The sequence below is a fragment of the Streptomyces sp. 7N604 genome, assembly GCF_052245475.1.
GTDB lineage: Bacteria > Actinomycetota > Actinomycetes > Streptomycetales > Streptomycetaceae > Streptomyces.
Genome location: NZ_JBQQBX010000028.1, coordinates 56,168 through 77,192 on the forward strand (window position 1 = coordinate 56,168; position 21,025 = coordinate 77,192).

Genomic DNA, 21,025 nt, shown 5'->3' on the forward strand with positions numbered 1-21,025 from the left:
GTCTGGCTACGGAAGACGGCGCTCGCTCTGTGCGGCAGTGATCCGTAGCGATGTCTGAGCTGAGTCTTATGAGTTCTTGAAGATCTCGTCCGAATGATGATCGGAATCGATCGGGACGCATAGGGTCGGCGACGGCGCCCGGACACGATCCGGTACCGCCGCACCCCCACAGCCCCACGGAGGACGACCACCATGAGCTCTCGGCACGGCAATGGACGGCGCACGGCGTCCCACCGCCGCCCGCGTGCGGGACAGCCGGTGCGCCGCATAGCCCTGACGGCCGGAGTTCTCACGGTCGTCGCGGGGGTCGGCACGGGCGTGGCGGTCGTGCAGTCGGGCGGCGATGCGCCGGTGGCCGAGGCACGGACCACCGCGGATCGAGCCGCTTCCTCGGCGTCCCCCATGGCCGAGGAGGCGGTGCCCCGCACCACGTCCGCTTCGCCGTCGAAGTCGAAGAGCCCGTCCTGGAAGCGTGCGAAGGCCTCCGCCACGCCGACCCCGCGGCGTACGGCGACGCAGACCCCTCGGACGCGGGCAGCCGAGAAGCCCTCGGCCACCCGCAGCGCCACGGAGGACCGCGTCCCGGACGCGCGGGAGGCCCCGGACGCAGCCACCGGCGATGCTGCGCGGATCGTCGAACTGGTCAATCAGGAGCGGTCGAAGACAGGCTGCAGTCCGGTCACCGCCAACTCGAAGCTGAACGCCGCCGCGCAGAAGTACACCGACGTCATGGCCGACTCCGGTGTCCTCTCGCACACCGGCCCCGACGGCTCGGAGATCAGCGACCGCGTGGAGCGGGAGGGCTACGTCTGGTCGGCCCTCGGCGAGAACATAGCCCAGGGGCAGCAGAGCCCCGAAGAGGTCATGAACTCCTGGATGAACAGCTCAGGACACCGGGCGAACATACTCAACTGCTCCTTCCGCGAGATCGGCATAGGCATCCACGAGGGCGACGGCGGCCCGTGGTGGACCCAGGACTTCGGCACCAGTCGCTGAGGCTCTCCGAGCCTCGGGCGAATCCGATTCTTGCCGGTTGCGCTGGTCTCGGCACCGCCGGGCTGCGCCGCGGGGCTTCTCGTCCTCGCGGCGGAAAGAACTGACCTGCGGCACGCGGAGGAGAATGCCCGCTGCACCGGGGGGCGACCGTCTGGGGGACGACTGACTAGCCGCGTTGGACCGAGCGGTGAGCGGCACGGCGGGCGCGCAGGGCCGCCCGGGCGGGGCCCCGCTTCGTCTCCGCGTCAAGCCCCAGCGTCACCCGCACCTGCGCACCGCCCATCGGGCCGCGCGTGATCCGTACCGCACCGCGCGTGGCACGCGCCGCGCGGTGGGCGATGTCCAGGCCCAGGCCCGTCGAGCCGCCGACGCTCACGCCCCGGGCCAGCGCGCGGCCCGGGTCCTCGATGCCGGGCCCCGCATCGTCCACCGCGAGCACCACGGCCTGGGCGGTGCGCTCCACGCGCACCGTGAACGCCGTGCCCTGCGCCGTGTGCTGGAAGACATTGCCGATCAGCGCATCGACGACGGCCGCGAGATCGTCGTGCGGCAGCCGGACCGCCGTCGGCTCCGAGGTGGCCAGCAGCCGGCAGTCCCTGCCCTGCTGCGCGGCCAGTACGGACCAGAACTCCACCCGGCCCCTGACAACCTCCGAGACCTCGGACCGCTCCTCGGGTCCCGCCGCCGGCGCGGCCACACGGCCGGGCTCTTTCCGCTCGTCGGCCGCACCGCCCAGCGGTCCCACGGCGAGCGGTGTCCGCGCCGCCGAGATGATCGAGTCGAGCTCGGTCTCCAGGTTGGTGACCGCGGCGTTGAGCCGCTCGGCGCCCGGCGCCGAACCCATCCGCTCCGCCTCCAGATGAAGCGCCGTCAGCGGCGTCCGCAGCCGGTGCGAAAGGTCGGCGACCAGCTCGCGCTCCATCGCCAGCAGCTGTACGACCCGGTCGGCCATCGAGTTGAACGCCCGGCCCGCCTCCTGGAGTTCGGGCGGCCCCGCGGGGTCGACCCGTACCTCCAGATCGCCGGCCCCCAGCGCGTTCGAGGCCCGTGACAGGCTCCGGGAGGACCGTACGACCCGTGCCCCGAGCCGGTCCGCGACCACGACGGATCCGGCCACGAGCCCCAGGGCCAGCAGCGACATCACGACCCACGACAGGGCCACGCCCCGGTCGAGGTCCTCGCGCGGCACGAACGACTCGACCACGGCCACCCGGTTCTCGGGGAGGATCACGGGCTGGAGGTAGACCCGGCCCGACGGGGTGGACAGCGCGAGCGTCTCGCGGTCCCGCTCCGCCCGCTCCAGGCCGTGCGCGGGCGCGTGCTCCGCGCCGATGACGTCACCGTCCGGCAGGTGTACGCCGAGACGGTTCCCGGGGTCCAGTCCCGAGACGGCCTGCTGGACGTCGGAAGGGCGGGTGGTCAGGGCCAGTACGGGCGCCAGTGCCGCGGCCCGCTGCTCGGCCTCCGTCGTCGCGCGGCTCCGCGCCTCGGACTGGACAAGAAGGGCGAGCGGTATCAGAAAGGACAGCGCCACCATGGAGGTCACCGCGAGCGCGACCCCCGCGAGAGCGCGTCTCATCGCGGTGCCACCAGCTTGATGCCGATGCCGCGCACGGTGTGCAGATAGCGCGGCTGCGCGGCCTTTTCGCCCAGTTTGCGGCGGAGTGCCGAGAGATGGACGTCGATGGTCTGGTCCTCCACATACGGCTGGCGCCATACGTCGGCGAGGATCCGCCGGCGGGAGACCACCTGGTCGGCGTGGGCCGCGAGATAGGCCAGGAGATCGAACTCGCGCCGGGTCAGCCGCAGTTCCCGCCCGGCCAGCTGCGCGGTCCTGGCCGCGGGGTCGACCAGCAGCTCCCCGACCTGGATGGTCCGCGGGACCGCGGGTATCGCCCCGTTCTGCTGCCCGTTCGCCGGCTCCGCGCCCGGCGATCCCGCGTACTGCGCCGCCGCGCCCGCCGCCGTACGCCGCAGCACCGCCCCGAGGCGGGCGGCCAGCTGCCCGCCGGAGAACGGCTTGACGATGTAGTCGTCGGCACCCGCATTGAGGAGTTTGATCACTTCCGCGTCGTCGTCCCTGGCGGTGGCGACCACGACCGGCACCTGCGAGATGCCCCGCAGCATCCGCAGCACGTCCGTCCCGTCCAGATCCGGCAGTCCGAGGTCGAGCACGACGACGTCGGGCGGGCGCTGGGTCACCTCGCGCAGCGCCTCGAACCCCTGTGAGGCGCTGTACACCACATGACCGTGCGCGGAGAGCACTTCGATCAGTGCGCTGCGTATCACAGGGTCGTCCTCGACGAGAAGCACGGATGCCATGGGCCAGCACGGTAGCCGGTCCGCCAGTATGGTGTCGTGTCTCGGTCCCTGCGCTACCTGCTCATATGGCTCTCCTGCACTGCCGTCAGCGTCACGGCGGTGATACTCACGGTGCATTTCGTGGTGGGTTCGACCAAGCCGACCCCGCCCGTGGCGCGCTCGGCGCCCACCGTGTTCTCCTCGCCCTCGGAGCAGACCCGCAAGCCCAGCAAATCGCCGAAGCCGAGCCCTTCCGCGACCAGCCGCGCCCCGAGCCGCAAGCCCTCCCCGACCCCGACCCCCACGGCAACGCCCACGACGTCCCGGCCCGCCCGTACGACGCCCCCGAAGACCGAGGAGCCGGCCGGTGGCGAGACCACGGGTTCCGGGGCGGGCTGCAGCGAGGGCGGTTCAGGGGTGCAGACCATCGAGTCGGCCGGGGGACAGGCGACCGTCCGGTTCGGCGACACCAGTGTCTGCCTGGTCTCCGCGGTCCCGACCCAGGGCTTCACCGTGCGCACGTCCCAGAGCGAGCCGACCACGCTGACCGTGACGTTCTCAGGTGACCGGCACAAGTCGGAGATCATGGCGACGACGGAGGGCGACGACCGGGCAGAGATCCGCGAGACGTCCTGGTAGCGGGGACGGGGCGCCACGGGACGACCGCCGAGGCTGGCCCGCCCGCGTCAGCCACTACCTGTCGCACCCGGGAAGAGGGCGAGGAAGGGCGTCGCGGAGTCGCGGCCTTCCCGCCCGAGCGGCGCGTCGAACTGCCAGATCAGGAAGAGCAGGAACGCGATCAACGCGCTGAACAGGCCCGCCATCAGCAGCTCGCGCCCCGAGCGGCGGATCTGCAGCGTGAAGATCATCCCGACGGTGGCCGCGGCCCCGGCGGTCAGACCGAACCACACCACGCCCGGCATCGTGGCCTCCGCACTCTCCGCCCGCGCCGCGCGGGCGCTGTCGGCCGCGGCGACCTGGTCCACCACGGGCTGGTAGATCTGGCTCTCGAGCTCGGTGCGCGGCACATGGCCCGAGACATCCCGCCGCAGCCGGTCGAGCAGTGCGGCCCCGCGGTCGGTGAGCGCCTCGTGCTCGGTCATGTACGGCCACTCGCGGGTGACCACATGCCTGACGTACGCGTCGACGTCCCCGCGGATCCGGTCCCGTGCCGCCGCGGGGTAGGGGCCGACGCGCTCGCTGACCTCGTGCAGCGCCTGCGCCTCGGACCGTACGGCGTCCTCCGCGGCCCCGCGCGCCTCCCAGACTCCCGCGATGGCGAGTCCGAGCACGATCGCGTAGACCACGCCGATCATCATCGTCATGTACTCGAGGACGTCCGGCGTCTCCGAGGGGTCGTCGTCCTCGCCGACGCGGCGCTGGTTGAGCAGCACGATCGTGAGGACGACGGCGCAGGCGGCGGCCATCGCGAGGGAGAGCATCAGCCATCCGGACACGGGAGTCCTCCGGGGAGTCGAGTCGACGGGGCGTCAGGAGCGGCGCGAGCGGGGCCGCAGCGCTGCCGCTGCGAGCACGGCGGGCGCGGTGATCAGCAGAGTCGTGGTCACCACAGAGGTGCTGTCCTCCGGTTCGTCGCGGGCCGGCTTCGCGTACGCCCTCGGCAGAGACTGGGCGGGGGAGGGCGCGGCGGATGGTGGCGCGGCGGACGTGGGTCGCGGGCCCGGGGGCGCGGGCGCCCGTTGAGGCGGCGCAGGTGGTGCGTGCCGCGCGGGCGGTGCGGGCGGTGTGGGCCGCGCGGGCGGCTGGGCCGACGGTGGCTGTGGCGGAGGCGGCGGTGGGGCCGGCGGCGGTGCAGGAGGCGGGGGAGCGGGAGTTGGCGGCTTCGGCGTCACGGGCGGCGGCGTGGGCCGCGGTGGCTTCGGGCACGTCACCCACGCGACGACGCCGCCCGGACCCGCGGACGCGAAAATATCCGGCATGCTCCCCGGACACCACTCGAGCACGGCCACCACGTCTCCGGCGGACGCGGTCACCCGTACGTCCGGCCCGTCCCACGCTGCGGCGGATCCCTGCGCCATCACCACCGCCGCCCCCGCCGCGGCCACCCCGAGCCCTGCGCTCGCGGCGACGACCCCCACTCGGTGCCATGCGCTCACGCCGGAGATCGTGCACAGCGGATGCGGCATTCAGACCAGGTCGGCCGTCAATTCCCCCTGAGGGGTGGAACTCCAGCGCGCCGGGTTTGGAACGGCGGGCGGTCCAGGGCTACTTCGGGTGCGTGTTCTTCGCCATACTGGGCCGTCATGCAAGCTTCACTGGCCGGTCCGCCTTTGCGGATGCATTGACCCCCTGTGAGCGCTACCATCGGTAACTCCCGTGTGCAAAGGGGGCGGGAACGGAAAACCGCCCGCCCCCTGGTGCGCGCGGGCGCACATGCCCGTGGTTATTGACGGGAACGGACCGGAGATTTCCGTTTGGTGTTCCCCTGCTCACGGGCGATCAGTAGCCTCAGCTCAGACACCGGCATGCACATAGCCGGACCAACCCATGGCAGACGAGCTGGAGACCATTGATGGATCGTCCCTCCTGGGCCCCCCAGGGAATCGACCTTTCTGTGCCGAGTGTGTCCCGGATCTACGACTACTACCTGGGCGGCTCGCACAACTTCGAGGTCGACCGCGAAGCCGCGCGCAAGGCGATCGAGATCATGCCGGGCCTGCCCAAGATCATGCAAGCGAACCGGGCGTTCATGCGGCGCGCCGTACGCTACGCCGTGGACCACGGCATCACTCAATTCCTCGACATAGGCTCGGGCATACCCACCTTCGGCAACGTCCACGAGGTGGCCCAGTCCGCCAGCCCCGGCGCCCGCGTGGTCTACGTCGACAACGACCCCGTCGCCGTAGCGCACAGCCGGGCGGTGCTCGAGGGCAACGACAACGCCGGTATAGCCGCGGCCGATCTGCGCAATCCGAAGGAGATCCTGGACAGCCCCGAGGTGGCTCGCCTGCTCGACCTCGACCGGCCCGTGGCGCTGCTGCTCGTCGCGGTACTGCACTTCGTCGTCGAGGAGGAGGACCCCTGGGGAGCGGTCGCCGGGCTGCGCGACGGGCTCGCCCCGGGCAGCCTGCTGGTCCTGACCCACGCGTCGACCGAGGGCGGGCCGATGTCCACCGAGCAGGGCGACAGGGTCGAAGGGGTGTACCGCAGGGCCAGTTCGCCGCTCATCATGCGACCGCGGGCACAGGTCGACCGGTTCTTCGACGGCTTCGAGTACGTCGAGCCGGGGCTGGTGTCCATGCCGCACTGGCGCCCGGACACCCCGCCCGAGCAGGAGGACCCGGTGGTCTTCACCGGCTTCGCGGGAGTGGGGCGCAAAGCGTGACCAGAGGCCCTGACGAATCCGGGCAGCCGGACAGAGAAGGCCCGCGGGACGGGCCCGAGGACCGGCTGCGCCGCTTCGCGAGAATATGGAGCCGGGCGATCTACCCGGCCACTGCAACGTCCATGAACCGCGCGGAGTTCGAGGAGTACCTGATCCCGCTCGCCCGCACGCTCAGCGAGGCGCTCAGGGCCCGGCCCTTCGACCCGACCCCGGCGCTTGCCATCGGGACCGCGCTCGTCACCGCCCACTGCACCGACCCGGGAGCCCTGCCGCGCTCGCTCGGCGTCGTGGACTCGTATCTGGTGCTGTACTGCTCGCCGGACGAGAAGTTCCCGGTCGAGGAGAGCCGCGCCCGCTGCGCGCGGCTGCAGCACGCCATCGCCGCAGGCTTCGCCCAGGCGCTGCGCGAGCGGACCCTCGCCGAGCAGGAGGCGGTGTCCCGGGCCGCACTGTCCGCGCAGGCCGAGGCGGAGAAGGCGCTGCACGCCAGCGAGGCGCTGTTCCGGGCGGTCTTCGAGGGTGCCGCGGTCGGCATCGGGATCGCGGACATGGACGGCAACATCGTCGACGTCAACGACGCGCTGACGCAGATGTTCGGCGGTCTCGAGCACCATGTGCGCAGCAGGAAGGTCACCGACTGGGCGCACCCCGACGACACGCCCGGCGTCTGGAACCTCCAGGGCGAACTGGCCCGCGGCGAGCGGGACCACTACCGGGTCGAGAAGCCGTACTACCGCACCAACGGCACCGTGCTGTGGACCAACCTCACGGTCTCGCTGCTGCGCGACCCGGCGGGCGAGCCGCAGTACATGCTCGCCCTGATGGAGGACATCACGGAACGGCGGCTGCTGAACGCGCGGTTGCGGTACGAGGCGACCCACGACGCGCTCACCGGGCTGCCGAACCGCACGCTGTTCTTCGAGCGGCTCAGGGCGGCGCTCGCCGCCCGCGACGGCGTGGCGCGCTTCGGGCTCTGCTACCTCGACCTCGACGGCTTCAAGGTGGTCAACGACAGCCTCGGCCACGAAGTCGGCGACCGGCTGCTGGTCGAGGTCGCCGACCGGCTGCAGACCTGCGTCACGGCTCCCGACCAGCTGATCGCGCGGATCGGCGGCGACGAGTTCGTGGCCCTGATCATGGACCCGGAGACGCAGGAGGACGTGACCGACCTCGCCCACAGGATCCTCGACGTGCTCGCCGAACCGGTACATCTCGAGGGCCGCGACCTGTCTGTCCGGGGCAGCATCGGAATCGTCGACGGGCCGGCGGGGGAACTCGGCCCGGCGGAGGTGCTGCGCAGCGCCGACATCACGATGTACCGGGCCAAGGCCGCGGGCGGCAACCGCTACGAGCACGCCGACCCCGAGGCCGAGGTGCTGGCCATCACCAGGTACGGGCTGACCAACAGCCTTCCCACGGCCCTGGAGCGCGGCGAGTTCTTCATCGAGTACCAGCCGCTCGTACGGCTCAGCGACGGCACCGTGCACGGGGCGGAGGCGCTGGTGCGCTGGTGCCACCCGCTGCGCGGGGTGCTCGGCCCCGACCAGTTCATCCCGCTCGCCGAGAACACCGGGCTGATCGTCCCGCTCGGCCGCTGGGTGCTGAGCGAGGCCGTGCGCCAGGCCCGGCACTGGACGTTCGAGGGCGGTCACGGACCGCTGCGGGTCAACGTGAACCTCTCGCCCTTCCAGCTGCGCCACCCGGGCCTCGTCCGCGACACCGTGGAGGTGCTGAAGGAAGCCGGGCTCGAACCCACCGCCCTGTGCCTCGAAGTGACCGAGAGCGCGCTCATCGGCGCCGACGAGACGCTGCTGAAACCGCTGCGGCAACTCGCCGACCTCGGGGTCGACATCGCCCTCGACGACTTCGGCACCGGCTACTCCAACCTGTCCAACCTGCGCCGCATGCCGCTGAGCACGCTCAAGCTCGACCGGTCCTTCACCCGGGGCATGCAGCACGACCCGGCCGACCCGGTCGACATCAAGATCGTGGAAGGCGTGGTGTCGCTCGCCCACACCCTCGACCTCGCGGTCACCGTGGAGGGAGTGGAGACCGGCGCCCAGGCCGAGCACCTGCGGACCCTCGGCTGCGACACCGCCCAGGGCTGGTACTACGCCCGCCCCGGGCCGCCGGAGCGGTTGCACGCGCTGTCCCTGGTGGACGCGTCATGACCGCTCCGACCGCCCCGGGAAGGGCGGGTGCCAGGCCGATCGCCGTCTTCGACCTGGACGGGACTCTCTCCGACGCGGGACACCGGCAGCACTTCCTGGAGCGGCGACCGCGCGACTGGGACGCCTTCTTCGCGGCGGCTGTTCACGACCCGCCGCTCACCGAGGGCGTGGTGCTCGCGCTGAGCAACGCCGAGGAGTGCGAGGTGGTGTACGTGACGGGCCGGCCCGAGCGGTGCCGGCGCGACACGCTGGCGTGGCTGGCGCAACACGGGCTGCCGCTGGGCCGGTTGTTCATGCGGCGCAATGACGACCGCAGACCGGCCCGGCTCGTGAAGCCGGGAATCCTGCGCTGGCTGGCCCGCGACCGGGAGATCCGGGTCTTCGTGGACGACGACGAGCTCGTGTGCGACGCCTGCGAGCGAGCGGGCTTCCCGGTCGTACGGGCCCGCTGGGCCACCCCGTCGGCCGCGCTGCGGGACGCCCAGGAGCGCGCGGGCCGCAGCTGAGTCCGGGACGCTGGTACCGCCCGGGGCAGGGCCGGGCGGGATCAGCCCGCGAGCGGGTCCAGGTGCAGCGGCCGCACCTTGCCCTCCAGCATCGCGCCGAGACCCCGTACCGCACAGGTGTCGGGCCGGTCAGCGGTGTTGGCGGGCATGCCGGTCGCCCGGCTGAGCATGGTGTCGAGTCCCGGCAGCAGCGCGCTGCCCCCGGCCAGCATGATGCCGCGGTCGGACAGGTCGGCGACCAGGTCCGGCGGGCAGCGGCGGAGCACCGAGCGGATGCCGTCGAGCACCCCGGTCAGCGGGGTGCCGATGGCCCGCCGTACGCCCGCGGTGTCCACGATCACCGACCGGGCGAGGCCCGTGGTGACGTCTCTGCCGTGCACCTCGGCCCGGCCCGTGTTCTCGTCTGCCGCGTCCAGCACCAGGTGCAGCGGGCGCACCGCGGGGCTCGGCAACATCAACTCGTGCTCGTTGCGGAGGTGTTCGACCACAGCGTGGTCGATGGAGTTGCCGCCGACCGGGATGGTCTCCGCGGCGACGATCGAGCCCAGCGAGAGCACTGCCACCTGCGTGGTCGCCGCGCCGCACACCACGATCATCGTCGCCTCGGGCTGCTCGACGGGCAGTCCGCAGCCCACCGCCGCGCAGATGAGCGTGTCGGCCAGCTCCACCCGCCGGGCGCCCAGCGCGGTGAGCGTCTCCACCGCCGCCCGCTGCGTCAGCGGCTCGCTGTCGTGCGGGGTGCAGGCCGCGATACGCAGTGTGGGCTTGCGGCGCCACGCCTTGCGGAGCTTGTTGCCGATGAGCTGACGCAGCATCCGCTGTGCCATGTCGATGTCGACGACCGTGCCGCCGGAGACCGGGCGGACCACGCGGATGTGTTCGGGAGTGCGGCCCGTCATCTTCTCGGCCAGTTCGCCGACCGCGAGCAGCGCCCCAGTGCGCGTGTTCACGGCGGCCACGCTGGGCTCGTCGACGACCAGTCCGGTGTCCTTGAGATACACCCTGGTACGGCAGGCACCGAGATCCACGGCGACCGAGCAACGGCGCAGCTGGTCAAGGCTTACGGGCACGTGAGTCCTCCCCTGAGGGACGTAGCGAAGGGCGGGGTGGCTGGCCGCCCTTTATCCAGCTTGCCCGCTTTCCTCTTTATATGCCCGACGTGTTGCGCCGCTCGGGCGATGAACACCCCGAACGGACGTATTCCCGCCGCCGGATCGCGCGGCGGGCCTCAGGAGTCCTGACCCTCGGTGTCCTCGATCCGGAAGCCGACCTTCAGCCCCACCTGGAAGTGCTCGATCTCCTGGTCCGCGATGTTGCCGCGGATCTGCGTCACCTCGAACCAGTCGAGATACCGCACGGTCTGGGCGGCGCGCTTGAGCCCGTTGCGGATCGCGGCGTCGACACCCTCGTGCGACGACCCGACGATTTCGGTGACCCGGTAGGTGTGAGCGGTCATGGCGGTCTCCCTGCTGACGGGGGTCGGTCCTGACGGGGGTCGTTCCCCCTTCTCCGTCCACCGTGCCCCAGCCATTAAGCCATCGCACATCCGCCCAACCCGAAACGGTCACGTCGAGGCCAGCCGGCACGGTCATGAAGGACGCATGACCACTTCACCACCACTTGCACCCGCGCCCCGTACCGCCGAGACCAGCCCCCGGTACTCCGTCTCGCTCGCCCGCGACGAGCAGGACGTGCGCGCCGCCCAGCGCCTGCGCCACGAAGTCTTCGCCGGTGAGATGGGCGCACTGCTGGCCGGCTCGGAGCCCGGCCTGGACGTCGACTCCTTCGACGCCTACTGCGACCACCTGCTCGTACGCGAGGACAACACGGGCGCTGTCGTTGGCACGTACCGGCTGCTGCCGCCGGGCCGCGCGGCCGTGGCCGGACGGCTCTACTCCGAGACCGAGTTCGACATCGCCAACTTGGCCGGGATCCGCGACGACCTCGTGGAGGTCGGGCGCTCCTGTGTGCACCCGGACCACCGCGACGGCGCCGTCATCTCGCTGATGTGGGCCGGCATCGCCCGCTACCTCACTCAGGCCGGGCACAACTGGCTCGCCGGCTGCTGCTCGGTCTCGCTCGCCGACGGCGGGGCACTGGCCGCCGGGGTCTGGGACACCGTCTCGGCCAAGCACCTCTCGCCCGAGGAGTACCGCGTCATCCCGCACCTGCCGTGGTACCCCACCGGGGTCGCCCGCTCCGCTCGTACCCCGCTCCCGCCGCTGCTCCGCGGCTATCTGCGGCTGGGCGCCTGGGTGTGCGGCGAGCCCGCGCACGACCCCGACTTCGGGGTGGCCGACCTGTACGTGCTGCTCTCGCTGCGCCGCACCGACCCGCGCTACCTGCGGCACTTCCTGTCCCTGGTCCCCGCCCCATGAGCAGCTCTGCCAGAAGTCCCGCCGGCAGTCCGGTCAGCGGGCATGCGGCTTCCGGGCCGGTGGGCGTGGCCGTGAGCGCCTGGCTGCCCAGCGCGCCGTGCACGCCCCAGGACTGCCTGGCAGAGCCCGCGCCATCCGTGGCCGGGCCGCACCGCGCGGTCCGGTGTCTCGCGGCGCTCGGCGTGCTGCTCTGCGGAATCGTGCTGTCACCCCTGGCCCGGCGGTGCTCCCCGGCCCGCCGGGACCGGCTCGCGGCACGCTGGTGCCGGGCCGTGGTCCAGGCCTTCGGCGTACGGGTACGGGTCACGGGCGGCGAGGGGGCACGGGTCCTCCCGGGCGGTGTTCTCGTCGTGGCCAACCACGTCTCCTGGCTGGACGTGCCGCTGGTCGCCTCCGTCAGGCCCGGGCGGAATCTCGCCAAGAGCGAGGTCGCCGCGTATCCGGTCCTCGGCCCGCTGGCCGCCAAGGGCGCCACGATCTTCCTCGAACGCGACCGGCTCAGGGCCCTGCCGGGAACCGTCGCGGAGATGGCCGCGGCGCTGCGCGCGGGCTCGACCGTCGTCGCCTTCCCCGAGGGAAGCACCTGGTGCGGCCAGGAGCACGGCCACTTCAGGAACGCCGTCTTTCAGGCCGCTCTCGACGCCGGTGCGCCCGTCCAGCCGGTCCGGATCCGCTACCGCCTGGACGGGCCGTGGGGGCAGCGTTCCGCCGCCGTGGCGGCCTTCGTGGGTGAGGACACGCTGCTCGCCTCGCTGCGCCGGGTCGTCGCCGCACGCGGTCTCGTCGCCGAGGTGACCGTCCTGCCGCCCATCGCGCCGGGGTCGCACGCCGACCGGGCCGCGCTGGCCCGCGCCGCCCGCGCGGCGGTGGGCGGTGCCGAACGGGCGGGAACCGGCGAACCTGCGGGCATCGGCGGCCGGGCAGGAATCAGGGTTCCGCGGGAGGCGTTGCACGGGGTAAGGCCCGGTGGCGGACGGCTGCCGGGGCCCCACCCGAGTGAAGGAGCACCCCGTGCCCAGCGCGATGCACACCGTTGAAGCGGTTCCCGGCTCGCAGCACGTCAGGGTGGAGATCGCCGGCCAGGTCGTCGCCGAGTCCCACCGCCCCGTGCTGGTCCACGAGACCGGGCTGCCGGTCCGCTACTACCTTCCGCCGGAGGATGTGGCTCTGCACCTCCTGGAGCCGACCGGGACGCACACCCACTGCCCGTACAAGGGCGATGCCTCGTACTGGTCGTACCGGGAGGGCGACGGCCGGGTCAGGGCAGACGTGGTGTGGGCCTACCCTGACCCGCTGCCGGAAGTCGCCCTCATCAAGGACCATCTGTCCTTCTACGACACCAAGGCCGAGATCATCGTCGACGGGAGCCCGGTGCGTTAGGCGGCCGCGGGCGCGGACCGGAGATGAGCTGACGGCCCGTCAGTACGGGTGCCTGTCCTTCTTGTGCTCCCACGCCTCGTAGGCCCGGCCTCCCAGCTCGGGGTGCATCTGCTCGACAGTGATGCTGCGCTCGCTCGGGGGCTTCTGGAAGTCCTCGTACTGGAAGGCGTCGCTGAAGCCGATGTTCTCGGTCGCGTCCCAGTCGCAGCTGTAGTACACGGCGTCCATCCGCGACCAGTAGATCGCGCTCATGCACATCGGGCAGGGCGCGCCGCTGGTGTAGATCGAGCACCCCTGCAGCATGCGGGCGCGCTCGGGAACGATGTCGGGAGAGCCCTCGGGCCGAGGTATCAACTCCAGGGTGTATTCGTTCTGATGCTCCTCGGAGACGGTGGGTGCCTCGGGGTTGAGGAGCTGAACCGCCTTGCGGATGGCTTCGACTTCGCCGTGCGCGGTCGGATCGGCGGTGAGCAGCACGCGATTCTGGCCGCGGGCGATGATCTCGCCGTCGTGCGTGATGACCGAGCCGAACGGCCCGCCCCAGCCTTTCTCCACTGACTCGGTGGCCAGTCGTGCTGCCTCTGCCAGGAATTCCTTGTGTCCCATCTCCGTGTCTCCCGTCTGCACGATCTGCTGGGGAATTGACCTTTATGCACCAATTTGCACCATAAATGCCTCCGGCGCTAGGCTGGTCGTGTGAACCGGACTGCAAGCCGCAATGCCCGCGGGGCCACCGCAACGGTGGTGACCTCGCAGAAGGTTCGTCCTGGCTTCGATGACGAGTACCAGAGCTGGCAGGAGAAGACGAACCGCGTCGTGCAGCGTTTCGACGGTTTCGAGGGCACCGAGCTGTATCCCCCCGGTGCCGGCGACGAGAACGAGTGGGTCGTCGTCTTCCGCTTCTCGCATCTGGACCAGCTGACCGCCTGGCTGGACTCCACCACGCGCCGCGAACTCCTCGACGAGGAACGCCCGTTGCTCGAGGAGGAACCGACGCAGGAGGTTCTCGCCGGTGGGGCCCCGGCCGAGGAGGCCGCCGTCACAGCGGTGATCTCTCATGAGGTGCTGCCCGAGCGGCAGGAGGACTTCGAGCGGTGGCAGGAGAAAGTCCTGGAGGCGCAGCGGGAGTTCCCCGGCTTCATGGGGTCCGAGATGTTCCGGCCCGTCCAGGGGGTCCAGGACAACTGGGTCGTCGCGTTCCGATTCGATACGCGGGAGCATCTCGACGCGTGGCTCCGGTCGGGCAGGCGGGAAAAGCTTCTGGAAGAGGGCCGCAACTACTTCGCCTCCTTCGACGTGCGCAAGGTCGGCTCGGCGTTCAGCGGATGGTTCCGCTTCGAGGAAGGGACCAAGGAAGGCATTCCGCCCAACTGGAAGCAGGCCATGACCGTTGTGCTGGCCCTCTATCCCACGGTCATGGTCCTGAATCTGACGGTCGGATTTGAGCTCGGCAAGTTCGGGGTACCTGATTTTTTCGGACTCTTCATCAGCAACGTCTGCAGCGTCGCCATCCTGACCTGGCTCTTGATGCCGGTGGTGACCCGGGCGTTCGACCGATGGCTGGCGCCGAGCGGGCCGCGAAGTCTCCGCTTCCACATGGCGGGTGTCGCCGTCGTGTTGCTGTGCTACGGGCTTCTCCTCGTCTTGTTCGGCCTGACCACCCATGATTAGTGGCCGCGTTGATGAGTGGCCGTGATGAGTGGCCGGGCTGTGGCCGGGCTGGTCGGACAACTCGGCCATGTTCCCTCCCTGGACGGTGAATCTGGCGCCTCCCAGCAGCTTTCCGCGGCACTGGGAGGAAAAGCCGCGCTGGCACAACTCGCACTGGAAGCACGGGGTCACCCCGCCGACCGCCACGCGTTCGCCTTCCTGCAGCCCCTCCACGGCGGAGCCCAGCGCGTGAACGTGCCGACCGCTTCGTGGCCCAGAGTGACATCGGGTTCGACCCGTATCGCTCCCCGCATGGTGTGCGCATCGGAACTGCACACCATCGCCGCGGTGGTGCGTACGACCCACCGCCCTCCTCCGCAAACCCTGAGGCGGAGCACAGCGACGGCGAGGAGGCAGTCATGAGCGGACACACGCGGGCCCCGGGCATCGAAGGCGTGGTCCTGTGGCGGGGCGATGCCGCCTACGACCGTGCCTGGGCGGGTGTGCTGTGGAACGAGGTCAGACCCGAGCGGTACCCGGATGTGATCGTCAGGGCCGCCTCCGAGCGGGACGTTCCGGCAGCCGTTGGGCTGGCCCGCTCCCACGGGCTGCGCGTCGCCGTACGGGCGGGCGGGCACAGCTGGTGCGGCTCACCGCTCCGGGACGGAGGGATGCTGCTCGATCTCTCAGCACTTCGCGGCTGGGACATCGACAGCGCTTCCGCGACCGCGACCGTGCAGCCCGGTGTCATCGGCAGCGAACTCGCCCTCGAACTCGCGCGCCGTGACCTCGCCTTCCCCGCGGGCCACTGCCCCTCCGTCGCCCTGGGCGGCTATCTCCTCAGCGGCGGCCTCGGATGGAACTCCGGCCTCTGGGGACCGGCGTGCGCGAGTGTGCGGGGGATCGAGGCCGTGACGGCGGACGGGGAGGCGGTCCGGTGCGATGCGGAGGAGAACCCGGACCTGTTCTGGGCCTCGCGCGGCGCCGGACCCGGATTCTTCGCCGTGGTCACCGCCTTCCGCCTCCGTCTGTACCCGCGCCCCTCCTCGGTCATGACGACGTCGTACGTCCTCCCGCTGACGTACACCGAACAGGCGGCCCGCTGGGCCGCCGAGGCGGCACACCGGCTGCCCCCGAACGTCGAGCTGTCCTTCGTCCTGGGCACGGCCGACCCCTCCCTGACGGCGGAGGTGCCGAGGCCCAAGGTGGTCATCGTCGCGGCAACCGCCTTCGCGGGCACTGAGCAGGAGGCGGTCCTGGCACTCGAGCCGCTCCGGGACTGCCCGTTCGCCGGAAGTGCCCTGGCTCGGCAGACCGCCGAGCCGTCCCCGCTCGACGCCCTCTACAGCAACGCCGGTACGGTCTTCCTGGCAGGACACCGCTACGCGGCCGACACCCTCTGGTCGGACGCCGACTACGGGACGCTGCTGACGAGGCTCGGCAGCATGATGACGGCTGCCCCGTCCGACAAGTCCCTCGTCCTGGCTCCCGTCGCGCCGGTGGGACGGGACGAGGACCTCACGGCGGACATGGCCTTCTCCGCGCTCGGCCAGAGCTACGTCGTCCCCTACGCGATCTGGGACGAACCGGCAGGGGACGACGCCAACTTCCGCTGGCTCCGTGACGCGATGCGCGCGGTGGAGCCCTTCGGGACCGGGCACTACATCGCCGAGGCAGACCTCACAGCCGACGCCTCCCGCGCCCAGCGGTCGTACGCGCCCGTGGACTGGGAACGGCTGCGCAAGGTCAGAGCGGAGTACGACCCTCAGGGTGTCTTCCACTCCTATCTGACGCCCTGAGGGGGCGGCAGCTCAGGGCCGCTCGACCAGCTCAGGCCCGCTCGACCTCGGCGGGGAACGCCAGCGACAGGGCGAACCGGCCCTCGCCGTCCGTCCACCAGTGGCGCAGGGCGAGCCCCGCGGCCGCCAGTTCGGAACGTACGCTCTCCTCGCGGAACTTGGCGGAGATCTCGGTCCGCAGCTCCTCACCCTCCGCGAAGGTGACCGCCAGGTCCAGCGCCGGGATCTTGGCGGTCAGCGCGCTGCGGGCGCGCAGCCGCATCTCGATCCACTCCTGCTCGGGGTCCCAGACCGCCACGTGATCGAAGTCGTCGGGGTCGAAGTCGGCACCCAGCTCGCGGTCCAGGACGGCCAGCACGTTCTTGTTGAAGGCCGCGGTGACTCCGGCCGAGTCGTCGTACGCGGCCACCAGCGTGCCCTCGTCCTTGACCAGGTCGGTGCCCAGGAGCAGCGCGTCGCCCGGCGACAGCAGAGCGCTGACGGAGCCGAGGAATTCGGCGCGCTCGGCGGGCAGCAGGTTGCCGATGGTCCCGCCGAGAAAGGCGACGAGGCGCGGCCCCGGTGTATCGGGCAGGGCCAGCCCCTTCTGGAAGTCCGCCACCAGGGCGTGCACGGACAGCTCTTGGCGGTCGGCGAGCAGGGCCTCGCCGGCCAGGGTGAGCGCGGACTCGCTGACGTCCACGGGCACGTAGGCCCGGAGACCGGTGAGCGCGTCGAGGAGGTGCCGGGTCTTCTCCGAGGACCCGGAGCCGAGTTCGACGAGCGTACGGGCGCGGGTGGCGGCGGCGATGTCGGGGGCGCGCTCGATGAGGATCTCCCGCTCGGCTCGCGTCGGGTAGTACTCCGGCAGCCTGGTGATCTCCTCGAAGAGCTCGCTGCCGCGCGCGTCGTAGAACCACTTGGGCGGCAGCTGTTTGGGGTCGTTGCTGAGCCCGTTCAGAACGTCGGACCGCAGGGCGGCGGCCGTGGCGTCCTCGGGCAGGGTGCGGGTGACGCTGAAGGGGCTCACGTGCAGGGCTCCTTGAGAGGGGTCAGGAGTACGTCGGTGCGGGTGGCGGTGAGAAGGGTGCGGTCGGGGACTTCGGTCCAGCGGGTGTCGTCGTCGTACGGCTCGGACGCGACGGCGACGGCGCGGCGCTCGCGGTCCGCGAGATACCACAGCGTGTCGCCCCAGGCCGTGGCAGCGACCGACCTCCCGTCGGTGAGGAGGAGGTTGAGGCGTGACCCGGGGGCGGCCTCGGCGAGTGCGGTGACGGCGTCCGCCAGGGCCTGGCCCGGGTCGTCACCGGTGCGCAGCCGGTGCCGGACCAGGGCCCAGACGAACGCGGAGTCGGTGCGCGCTTCGAGGGTCAGCAGGTCGGCGGGCGGGAGCGTCGCGGTGAGCGGGGCCACCGAGTCGGGCCAGCCCTGGAGAGCGCCGTTGTGGCTGAACAGCCAGGGGCCGGAGGCGAACGGCGCGGCCGCGGCCTCCCCGTCGGGGCCGGCCTCGGTGGCGTCGCGCACGGCGGCGAGCAGGGCGGTGGTCCGTACGACCCGGGCGAGGTCGGTGAAGGAGGTGTCGGCCCAGATGGGGCCGAGGCGGCGGTAGCGGGCGGGGACGGGGTCGGCTTCGGCGTACCAGCCGATGCCGAAGCCGTCGGCGTTGACGGTGCCGTGGCGTTGGCGGCGGGGGGCCCACGACTGGCGGTAGAGCCCGTGCTCGGGCTCGACCACCAGTTCTCCGATCTGGACCTCCGGTCCGAGATAGGCGATGTGTCGACACATCAGCAACACCCCCGGGCCCGCAAACCGGCCGTGGTCATCACGCCGCCTCCGGGGTCGCGTCGCGGGCCGTGCGGAAGCCGGAGAAGATCTGGCGCCGTATCGGCAGATCCCAGTTGCGGAAGGTGCCACGGCAGGCGACCGGGTCGACGGCGAAGCTCCCACCCCGCAGCACCTTGTGCGCACTGCCGAAGAAGACCTCGGAGTACTCCCGGTACGGAAAGGCCGCGAAGCCCGGGTAGGGCAGGAAGTCACTCGACGTCCACTCCCACACATCGCCCATCAGCTGCCGTACACCCAACGGCGACGCGCCCTCCGGATAGCTGCCGACCGGAGCGGGCTGCAGGTGGCGCTGCCCCAGGTTGGCGTGGACGGGGGCGGGGTCGGCGTCGCCCCACGGGTAGCGCCGGGAGCGGCCGGTGGCCGGGTCGTGGCGGGCCGCCTTCTCCCACTCGGTCTCCGTGGGCAGCCGGCGTCCGGCCCAGCGGGCGTACGCGTCGGCCTCGTACCAGCTGATGTGCAGCACGGGCTCCGCCTCCGGTACGGGCTCCGTCACCCCGAACCGGCGGCGCAGCCACGGCCCGCCGCCGTCGCGGTGCCAGAACAGCGGGGCGGCGAGGCCGTGTTCACGGATGTACGCCCAGCCTTCCGTCGCCCACCAGCGCGGGTCGTCGTATCCGCCGTCCCCGATGAAGCGCGCGTAGGCGCCGTTGCTGACCGGGACGGTGTCGATGAAGAACGCGGGCACGTCACGGGTATGGGCGGGGCGCTCGTTGTCCAGCGCCCACGGCTCCGTCGAGGTGCCCATCGTGAACGGGCCTGCCGGTACGAGGACTTCGGACGCGAGCGCGGCAGCCCCCGCAGGTGCCGGGGGCGGCGGGGGAGCGCTCAGCGCCGCGGGCCCGCGCCGCAGCTGGTGGGTGATGAGCATCGTCTCGTCGTGCTGCTGCTCGTGCTGCGCGATCATCCCGAAGGCGAAGCCGGCGTCGATCAGCGGGCCGCCGCCGTTCAGCGGAGTGCGCTCGAGGACGTCGAGCACCCGGCTGCGTACGTCCGCGACATAGGTGCGGGCCTCGGCGGGCGGCAGCAGGGGGAGGGAGGGGCGCTCGGCGCGCGGGTGCTCGAAGGCGTCGTAGACCTTGTCGATGTCGGGGCGCAGCGCCTCGGCGCCGCCGACGGCCCGCAGCAGCCACAGCTCCTCCTGGTTGCCGATGTGCGCGAGGTCCCAGACCAGGGGCGACATCAGGGGCGAGTGCTGGGCGGTGAGGTCGGGCTCCTCGACACAGGTGGTGAGGACTGCGGTGCGTTCCCGGGCGGCGAGCAGGGCGTCCGCGGCGCGCTGCCGAAGCGCTTCGGCACCCTCGCTGGGCACGGGACCTGTGGCGGTCATGAGGGGTCTTCCTTCCCTGATCGGGGTTCGAGCAGATCGTCGGCGGGACATCGTCCGCGCAGGACGTAGCGGTCGGTGAACTCGGCGACGGCGGCCTGGACGGAGGCGGAGGCTCCGAGCCGGGGCAGTGCCTCCTGGGCCGCGGTGAAGCCGGTGACGGCGGCGGCGTGCAGTTCGGGATCGGTGAGGGCGTCCCGGGCGGCGGCCCGCCACAGCGGGTTGCGGGGCGGAGGACTGAAGCCGGCGGTCTCGGCGAGCGGTTTGACGGCCCGGTAGACGGCCTCGGATGCCTCCGGGTCGTCGAACAGGGCGGCGGTGACGGCCAGTGGGACGACCCAGCCGTCGTCCCCGGGCTGGGCGTCGATCATGCGCAGCTCCAGGTGGCCGCGCGGGCGGACGGGCGGGAAGAGGGTGGTGATGTGGTAGTCGAGGTCGTCGAGGGTGGGCGGGCGCGGGAGCCCGCTGCTTATCCAGTCCCGGAAGGTGAGGCCCGCGGGGACGGTCCAGGGTCCGTCCCGGCGGCGGATACACATCACCGGCGCCTCGAGGACGTACGCGGCCCAGTCCGCTCGTGGGCTGAAGCCGTCGGGCGGTGCCTGGGACCGGCCCGGGTCGAGCTCGGCCCATACCGCCTGCCGGGTGGATCGCCAGCCGGTGAGCCGCCCCTCCCGCAGCGGGGAGTTGGCGAAGGCGGCGACCAGGACGGCGCCGAGCAGATGGGCGAGCCTCCAGCGCCGCCCGTAGCCGAGCGGGCCCGGCTCCTCGTGACCGGCGTCCACGCACACCTGGACGGAGGCCGAGGAGCACATCATGGACCGGCCGGCAGGTCCACGGCGGTCGAAGTACGCCTCCATGGCGGCGTACCGGGGCTGGTCGAGTACGCGGCGCGGGGGACGGGCCGGGTCGCAGCCGTGGCCCGCGAGAGCGAGGCCGTGGGCGCGGAGCGCGGCGCGTACGAGCTCGAGTTCGGCCGCGGCGCCCTCCACACAGGCGGTGAGGGAGCCGGCCGGAGGCGGGCTGAGCTCGAGCTGGCCGCCGGGCTCGAAGGTGAGCGGCGACCGGAGCTCAAGGGCTCGCAGGTCGCCGACGGCGGCGGAGTGCCGGTCGGGGTCGACGGGGAGGGAGGGATCGTGCAGATCCCGGACGAGGAACTCCAGTTCAACACCGACGTGGCGGGGCGGTCCCGTCTTGAAACAGATGCCGTGGATATGTGTCTGGGCCTCCGCCTGGGTCAACGCCTGGGCGCCTTGCGCCCGATGTTCGTGAAGCACGGCCGGAACCTCCCGTCGAAGGGACCTTGGCGCACTCTGCCGGTCGGGCCGAGTGCTCCGTACCACCTAAGCGATC

Annotated in this window: 21 protein-coding genes and 1 pseudogene; 11 read left to right on the forward strand and 11 right to left on the reverse strand. The window is 71.7% G+C overall.

Translation table 11 applies throughout. The features are described from left to right. The first annotated feature begins 192 nt into the window (after window positions 1–192). The gene (locus ACTWP8_RS28180) at window positions 193–996 is read left to right on the forward strand and encodes a CAP domain-containing protein (RefSeq protein WP_443324908.1); all 804 of its coding nucleotides are present in this window, start codon (window positions 193–195) and stop codon (window positions 994–996) included. Window positions 997–1,162: 166 nt separating this feature from the next. Here the strand turns inward: ACTWP8_RS28180 and ACTWP8_RS28185 are convergent, their stop codons facing one another. Both ACTWP8_RS28185 and ACTWP8_RS28190 read right to left on the reverse strand, forming a co-directional pair. Then, window positions 1,163–2,575 (reverse strand): sensor histidine kinase, encoded by a 1,413-nt coding sequence (locus ACTWP8_RS28185; RefSeq protein WP_443324909.1) that lies wholly within the window; start codon window positions 2,573–2,575, stop codon window positions 1,163–1,165. Beyond that, window positions 2,572–3,318, reverse strand: coding sequence for a response regulator transcription factor (locus ACTWP8_RS28190; protein WP_443324910.1), 747 nt, complete (start codon window positions 3,316–3,318; stop codon window positions 2,572–2,574). Before ACTWP8_RS28190 ends, ACTWP8_RS28185 begins: the two co-directional genes overlap by 4 nt. Before the next feature lie 36 nt (window positions 3,319–3,354). Between ACTWP8_RS28190 and ACTWP8_RS28195 the strand changes: the two genes are divergently transcribed. Then, entirely contained in the window at window positions 3,355–3,936 is a 582-nt protein-coding gene (locus ACTWP8_RS28195; RefSeq protein WP_443324911.1) for a hypothetical protein, read from the forward strand. A gap of 47 nt (window positions 3,937–3,983) precedes the next feature. On the opposite strand, the gene ACTWP8_RS28200 is transcribed toward ACTWP8_RS28195, so the two are convergent. Beyond that, window positions 3,984–4,754 (reverse strand): bestrophin-like domain, encoded by a 771-nt coding sequence (locus tag ACTWP8_RS28200; protein ID WP_443324912.1) that lies wholly within the window; start codon window positions 4,752–4,754, stop codon window positions 3,984–3,986. Window positions 4,755–4,842: 88 nt separating this feature from the next. On the opposite strand from ACTWP8_RS28200, the gene ACTWP8_RS28205 reads away from it, so the two are divergent. The 4 genes from ACTWP8_RS28205 to ACTWP8_RS28220 all read left to right on the forward strand — a co-directional run bounded on the left by ACTWP8_RS28205 (window position 4,843) and on the right by ACTWP8_RS28220 (window position 9,320). After that, window positions 4,843–5,001, forward strand: a complete 159-nt coding sequence (locus ACTWP8_RS28205; protein ID WP_443324913.1) for a hypothetical protein — start codon at window positions 4,843–4,845, stop codon at window positions 4,999–5,001. Window positions 5,002–5,830: 829 nt separating this feature from the next. Then, the gene (locus ACTWP8_RS28210; RefSeq protein ID WP_443314919.1) at window positions 5,831–6,643 is read left to right on the forward strand and encodes an SAM-dependent methyltransferase; all 813 of its coding nucleotides are present in this window, start codon (window positions 5,831–5,833) and stop codon (window positions 6,641–6,643) included. Further along, entirely contained in the window at window positions 6,640–8,814 is a 2,175-nt protein-coding gene (locus ACTWP8_RS28215) for a putative bifunctional diguanylate cyclase/phosphodiesterase (protein ID WP_443324914.1), read from the forward strand. The genes ACTWP8_RS28210 and ACTWP8_RS28215 overlap by 4 nt, the downstream gene beginning before the upstream one ends. Continuing rightward, window positions 8,811–9,320, forward strand: coding sequence for a phosphatase domain-containing protein (locus ACTWP8_RS28220; protein WP_443324915.1), 510 nt, complete (start codon window positions 8,811–8,813; stop codon window positions 9,318–9,320). The genes ACTWP8_RS28215 and ACTWP8_RS28220 overlap by 4 nt, the downstream gene beginning before the upstream one ends. Window positions 9,321–9,361: 41 nt before the next feature. Here the strand turns inward: ACTWP8_RS28220 and ACTWP8_RS28225 are convergent, their stop codons facing one another. Further along, window positions 9,362–10,390 carry a rod shape-determining protein gene (locus tag ACTWP8_RS28225; protein ID WP_443324916.1) on the reverse strand — a complete coding sequence of 343 codons (1,029 nt, stop codon included), beginning with the start codon at window positions 10,388–10,390 and terminating at the stop codon, window positions 9,362–9,364. 158 nt (window positions 10,391–10,548) lie between these two features. Beyond that, window positions 10,549–10,776, reverse strand: a complete 228-nt coding sequence (locus ACTWP8_RS28230; protein WP_443324917.1) for a dodecin — start codon at window positions 10,774–10,776, stop codon at window positions 10,549–10,551. Window positions 10,777–10,921: 145 nt separating this feature from the next. Between ACTWP8_RS28230 and ACTWP8_RS28235 the strand changes: the two genes are divergently transcribed. The 3 genes from ACTWP8_RS28235 (at window position 10,922) to ACTWP8_RS28245 (ending at window position 13,078) form a co-directional block, all read left to right on the forward strand. Then, the gene (locus ACTWP8_RS28235) at window positions 10,922–11,698 is read left to right on the forward strand and encodes a GNAT family N-acetyltransferase (protein ID WP_443324918.1); all 777 of its coding nucleotides are present in this window, start codon (window positions 10,922–10,924) and stop codon (window positions 11,696–11,698) included. Between the two features lie 71 nt (window positions 11,699–11,769). Beyond that, the gene (locus tag ACTWP8_RS28240) at window positions 11,770–12,735 is read left to right on the forward strand and encodes a lysophospholipid acyltransferase family protein (protein WP_443324919.1); all 966 of its coding nucleotides are present in this window, start codon (window positions 11,770–11,772) and stop codon (window positions 12,733–12,735) included. Continuing rightward, entirely contained in the window at window positions 12,722–13,078 is a 357-nt protein-coding gene (locus ACTWP8_RS28245; protein ID WP_443324965.1) for a DUF427 domain-containing protein, read from the forward strand. Before ACTWP8_RS28240 ends, ACTWP8_RS28245 begins: the two co-directional genes overlap by 14 nt. A gap of 39 nt (window positions 13,079–13,117) precedes the next feature. On the opposite strand, the gene ACTWP8_RS28250 is transcribed toward ACTWP8_RS28245, so the two are convergent. Further along, window positions 13,118–13,684 carry a nucleoside deaminase gene (locus tag ACTWP8_RS28250; protein ID WP_443324920.1) on the reverse strand — a complete coding sequence of 189 codons (567 nt, stop codon included), beginning with the start codon at window positions 13,682–13,684 and terminating at the stop codon, window positions 13,118–13,120. 90 nt (window positions 13,685–13,774) lie between these two features. On the opposite strand from ACTWP8_RS28250, the gene ACTWP8_RS28255 reads away from it, so the two are divergent. Next, window positions 13,775–14,749: an antibiotic biosynthesis monooxygenase gene (locus ACTWP8_RS28255; protein WP_443324921.1), complete on the forward strand. Its 975-nt coding sequence runs from the start codon at window positions 13,775–13,777 to the stop codon at window positions 14,747–14,749. Between the two features lie 72 nt (window positions 14,750–14,821). On the opposite strand, the pseudogene ACTWP8_RS28260 reads toward ACTWP8_RS28255, so the two are convergent. After that, window positions 14,822–15,159, reverse strand: a pseudogene (locus ACTWP8_RS28260) (alcohol dehydrogenase catalytic domain-containing protein); the annotation flags it as partial. Here ACTWP8_RS28260 and ACTWP8_RS28265 point away from each other — a divergent pair. Next, window positions 15,148–16,527 (forward strand): FAD-binding oxidoreductase, encoded by a 1,380-nt coding sequence (locus ACTWP8_RS28265; RefSeq protein ID WP_443324922.1) that lies wholly within the window; start codon window positions 15,148–15,150, stop codon window positions 16,525–16,527. The pseudogene ACTWP8_RS28260 and the gene ACTWP8_RS28265 overlap by 12 nt on opposite strands. A 31-nt stretch (window positions 16,528–16,558) precedes the next feature. On the opposite strand, the gene egtD is transcribed toward ACTWP8_RS28265, so the two are convergent. The 4 genes from egtD to egtA are packed head-to-tail and all read right to left on the reverse strand — an operon-like array spanning window position 16,559 to window position 20,949. Then, entirely contained in the window at window positions 16,559–17,536 is a 978-nt protein-coding gene (gene egtD, locus ACTWP8_RS28270) for an L-histidine N(alpha)-methyltransferase (protein WP_443324923.1), read from the reverse strand. Next, window positions 17,533–18,291, reverse strand: coding sequence for an ergothioneine biosynthesis protein EgtC (gene egtC / locus ACTWP8_RS28275; RefSeq protein ID WP_443324924.1), 759 nt, complete (start codon window positions 18,289–18,291; stop codon window positions 17,533–17,535). Before egtC ends, egtD begins: the two co-directional genes overlap by 4 nt. 37 nt (window positions 18,292–18,328) lie before the next feature. Beyond that, window positions 18,329–19,678 (reverse strand): ergothioneine biosynthesis protein EgtB, encoded by a 1,350-nt coding sequence (gene egtB / locus ACTWP8_RS28280; RefSeq protein ID WP_443324925.1) that lies wholly within the window; start codon window positions 19,676–19,678, stop codon window positions 18,329–18,331. After that, on the reverse strand, window positions 19,675–20,949 hold the full coding sequence (egtA, locus tag ACTWP8_RS28285) for an ergothioneine biosynthesis glutamate--cysteine ligase EgtA (protein WP_443324926.1): 1,275 nt from the start codon (window positions 20,947–20,949) through the stop codon (window positions 19,675–19,677). The genes egtB and egtA overlap by 4 nt, the downstream gene beginning before the upstream one ends. Between the last annotated feature and the right edge of the window lie 76 nt (window positions 20,950–21,025).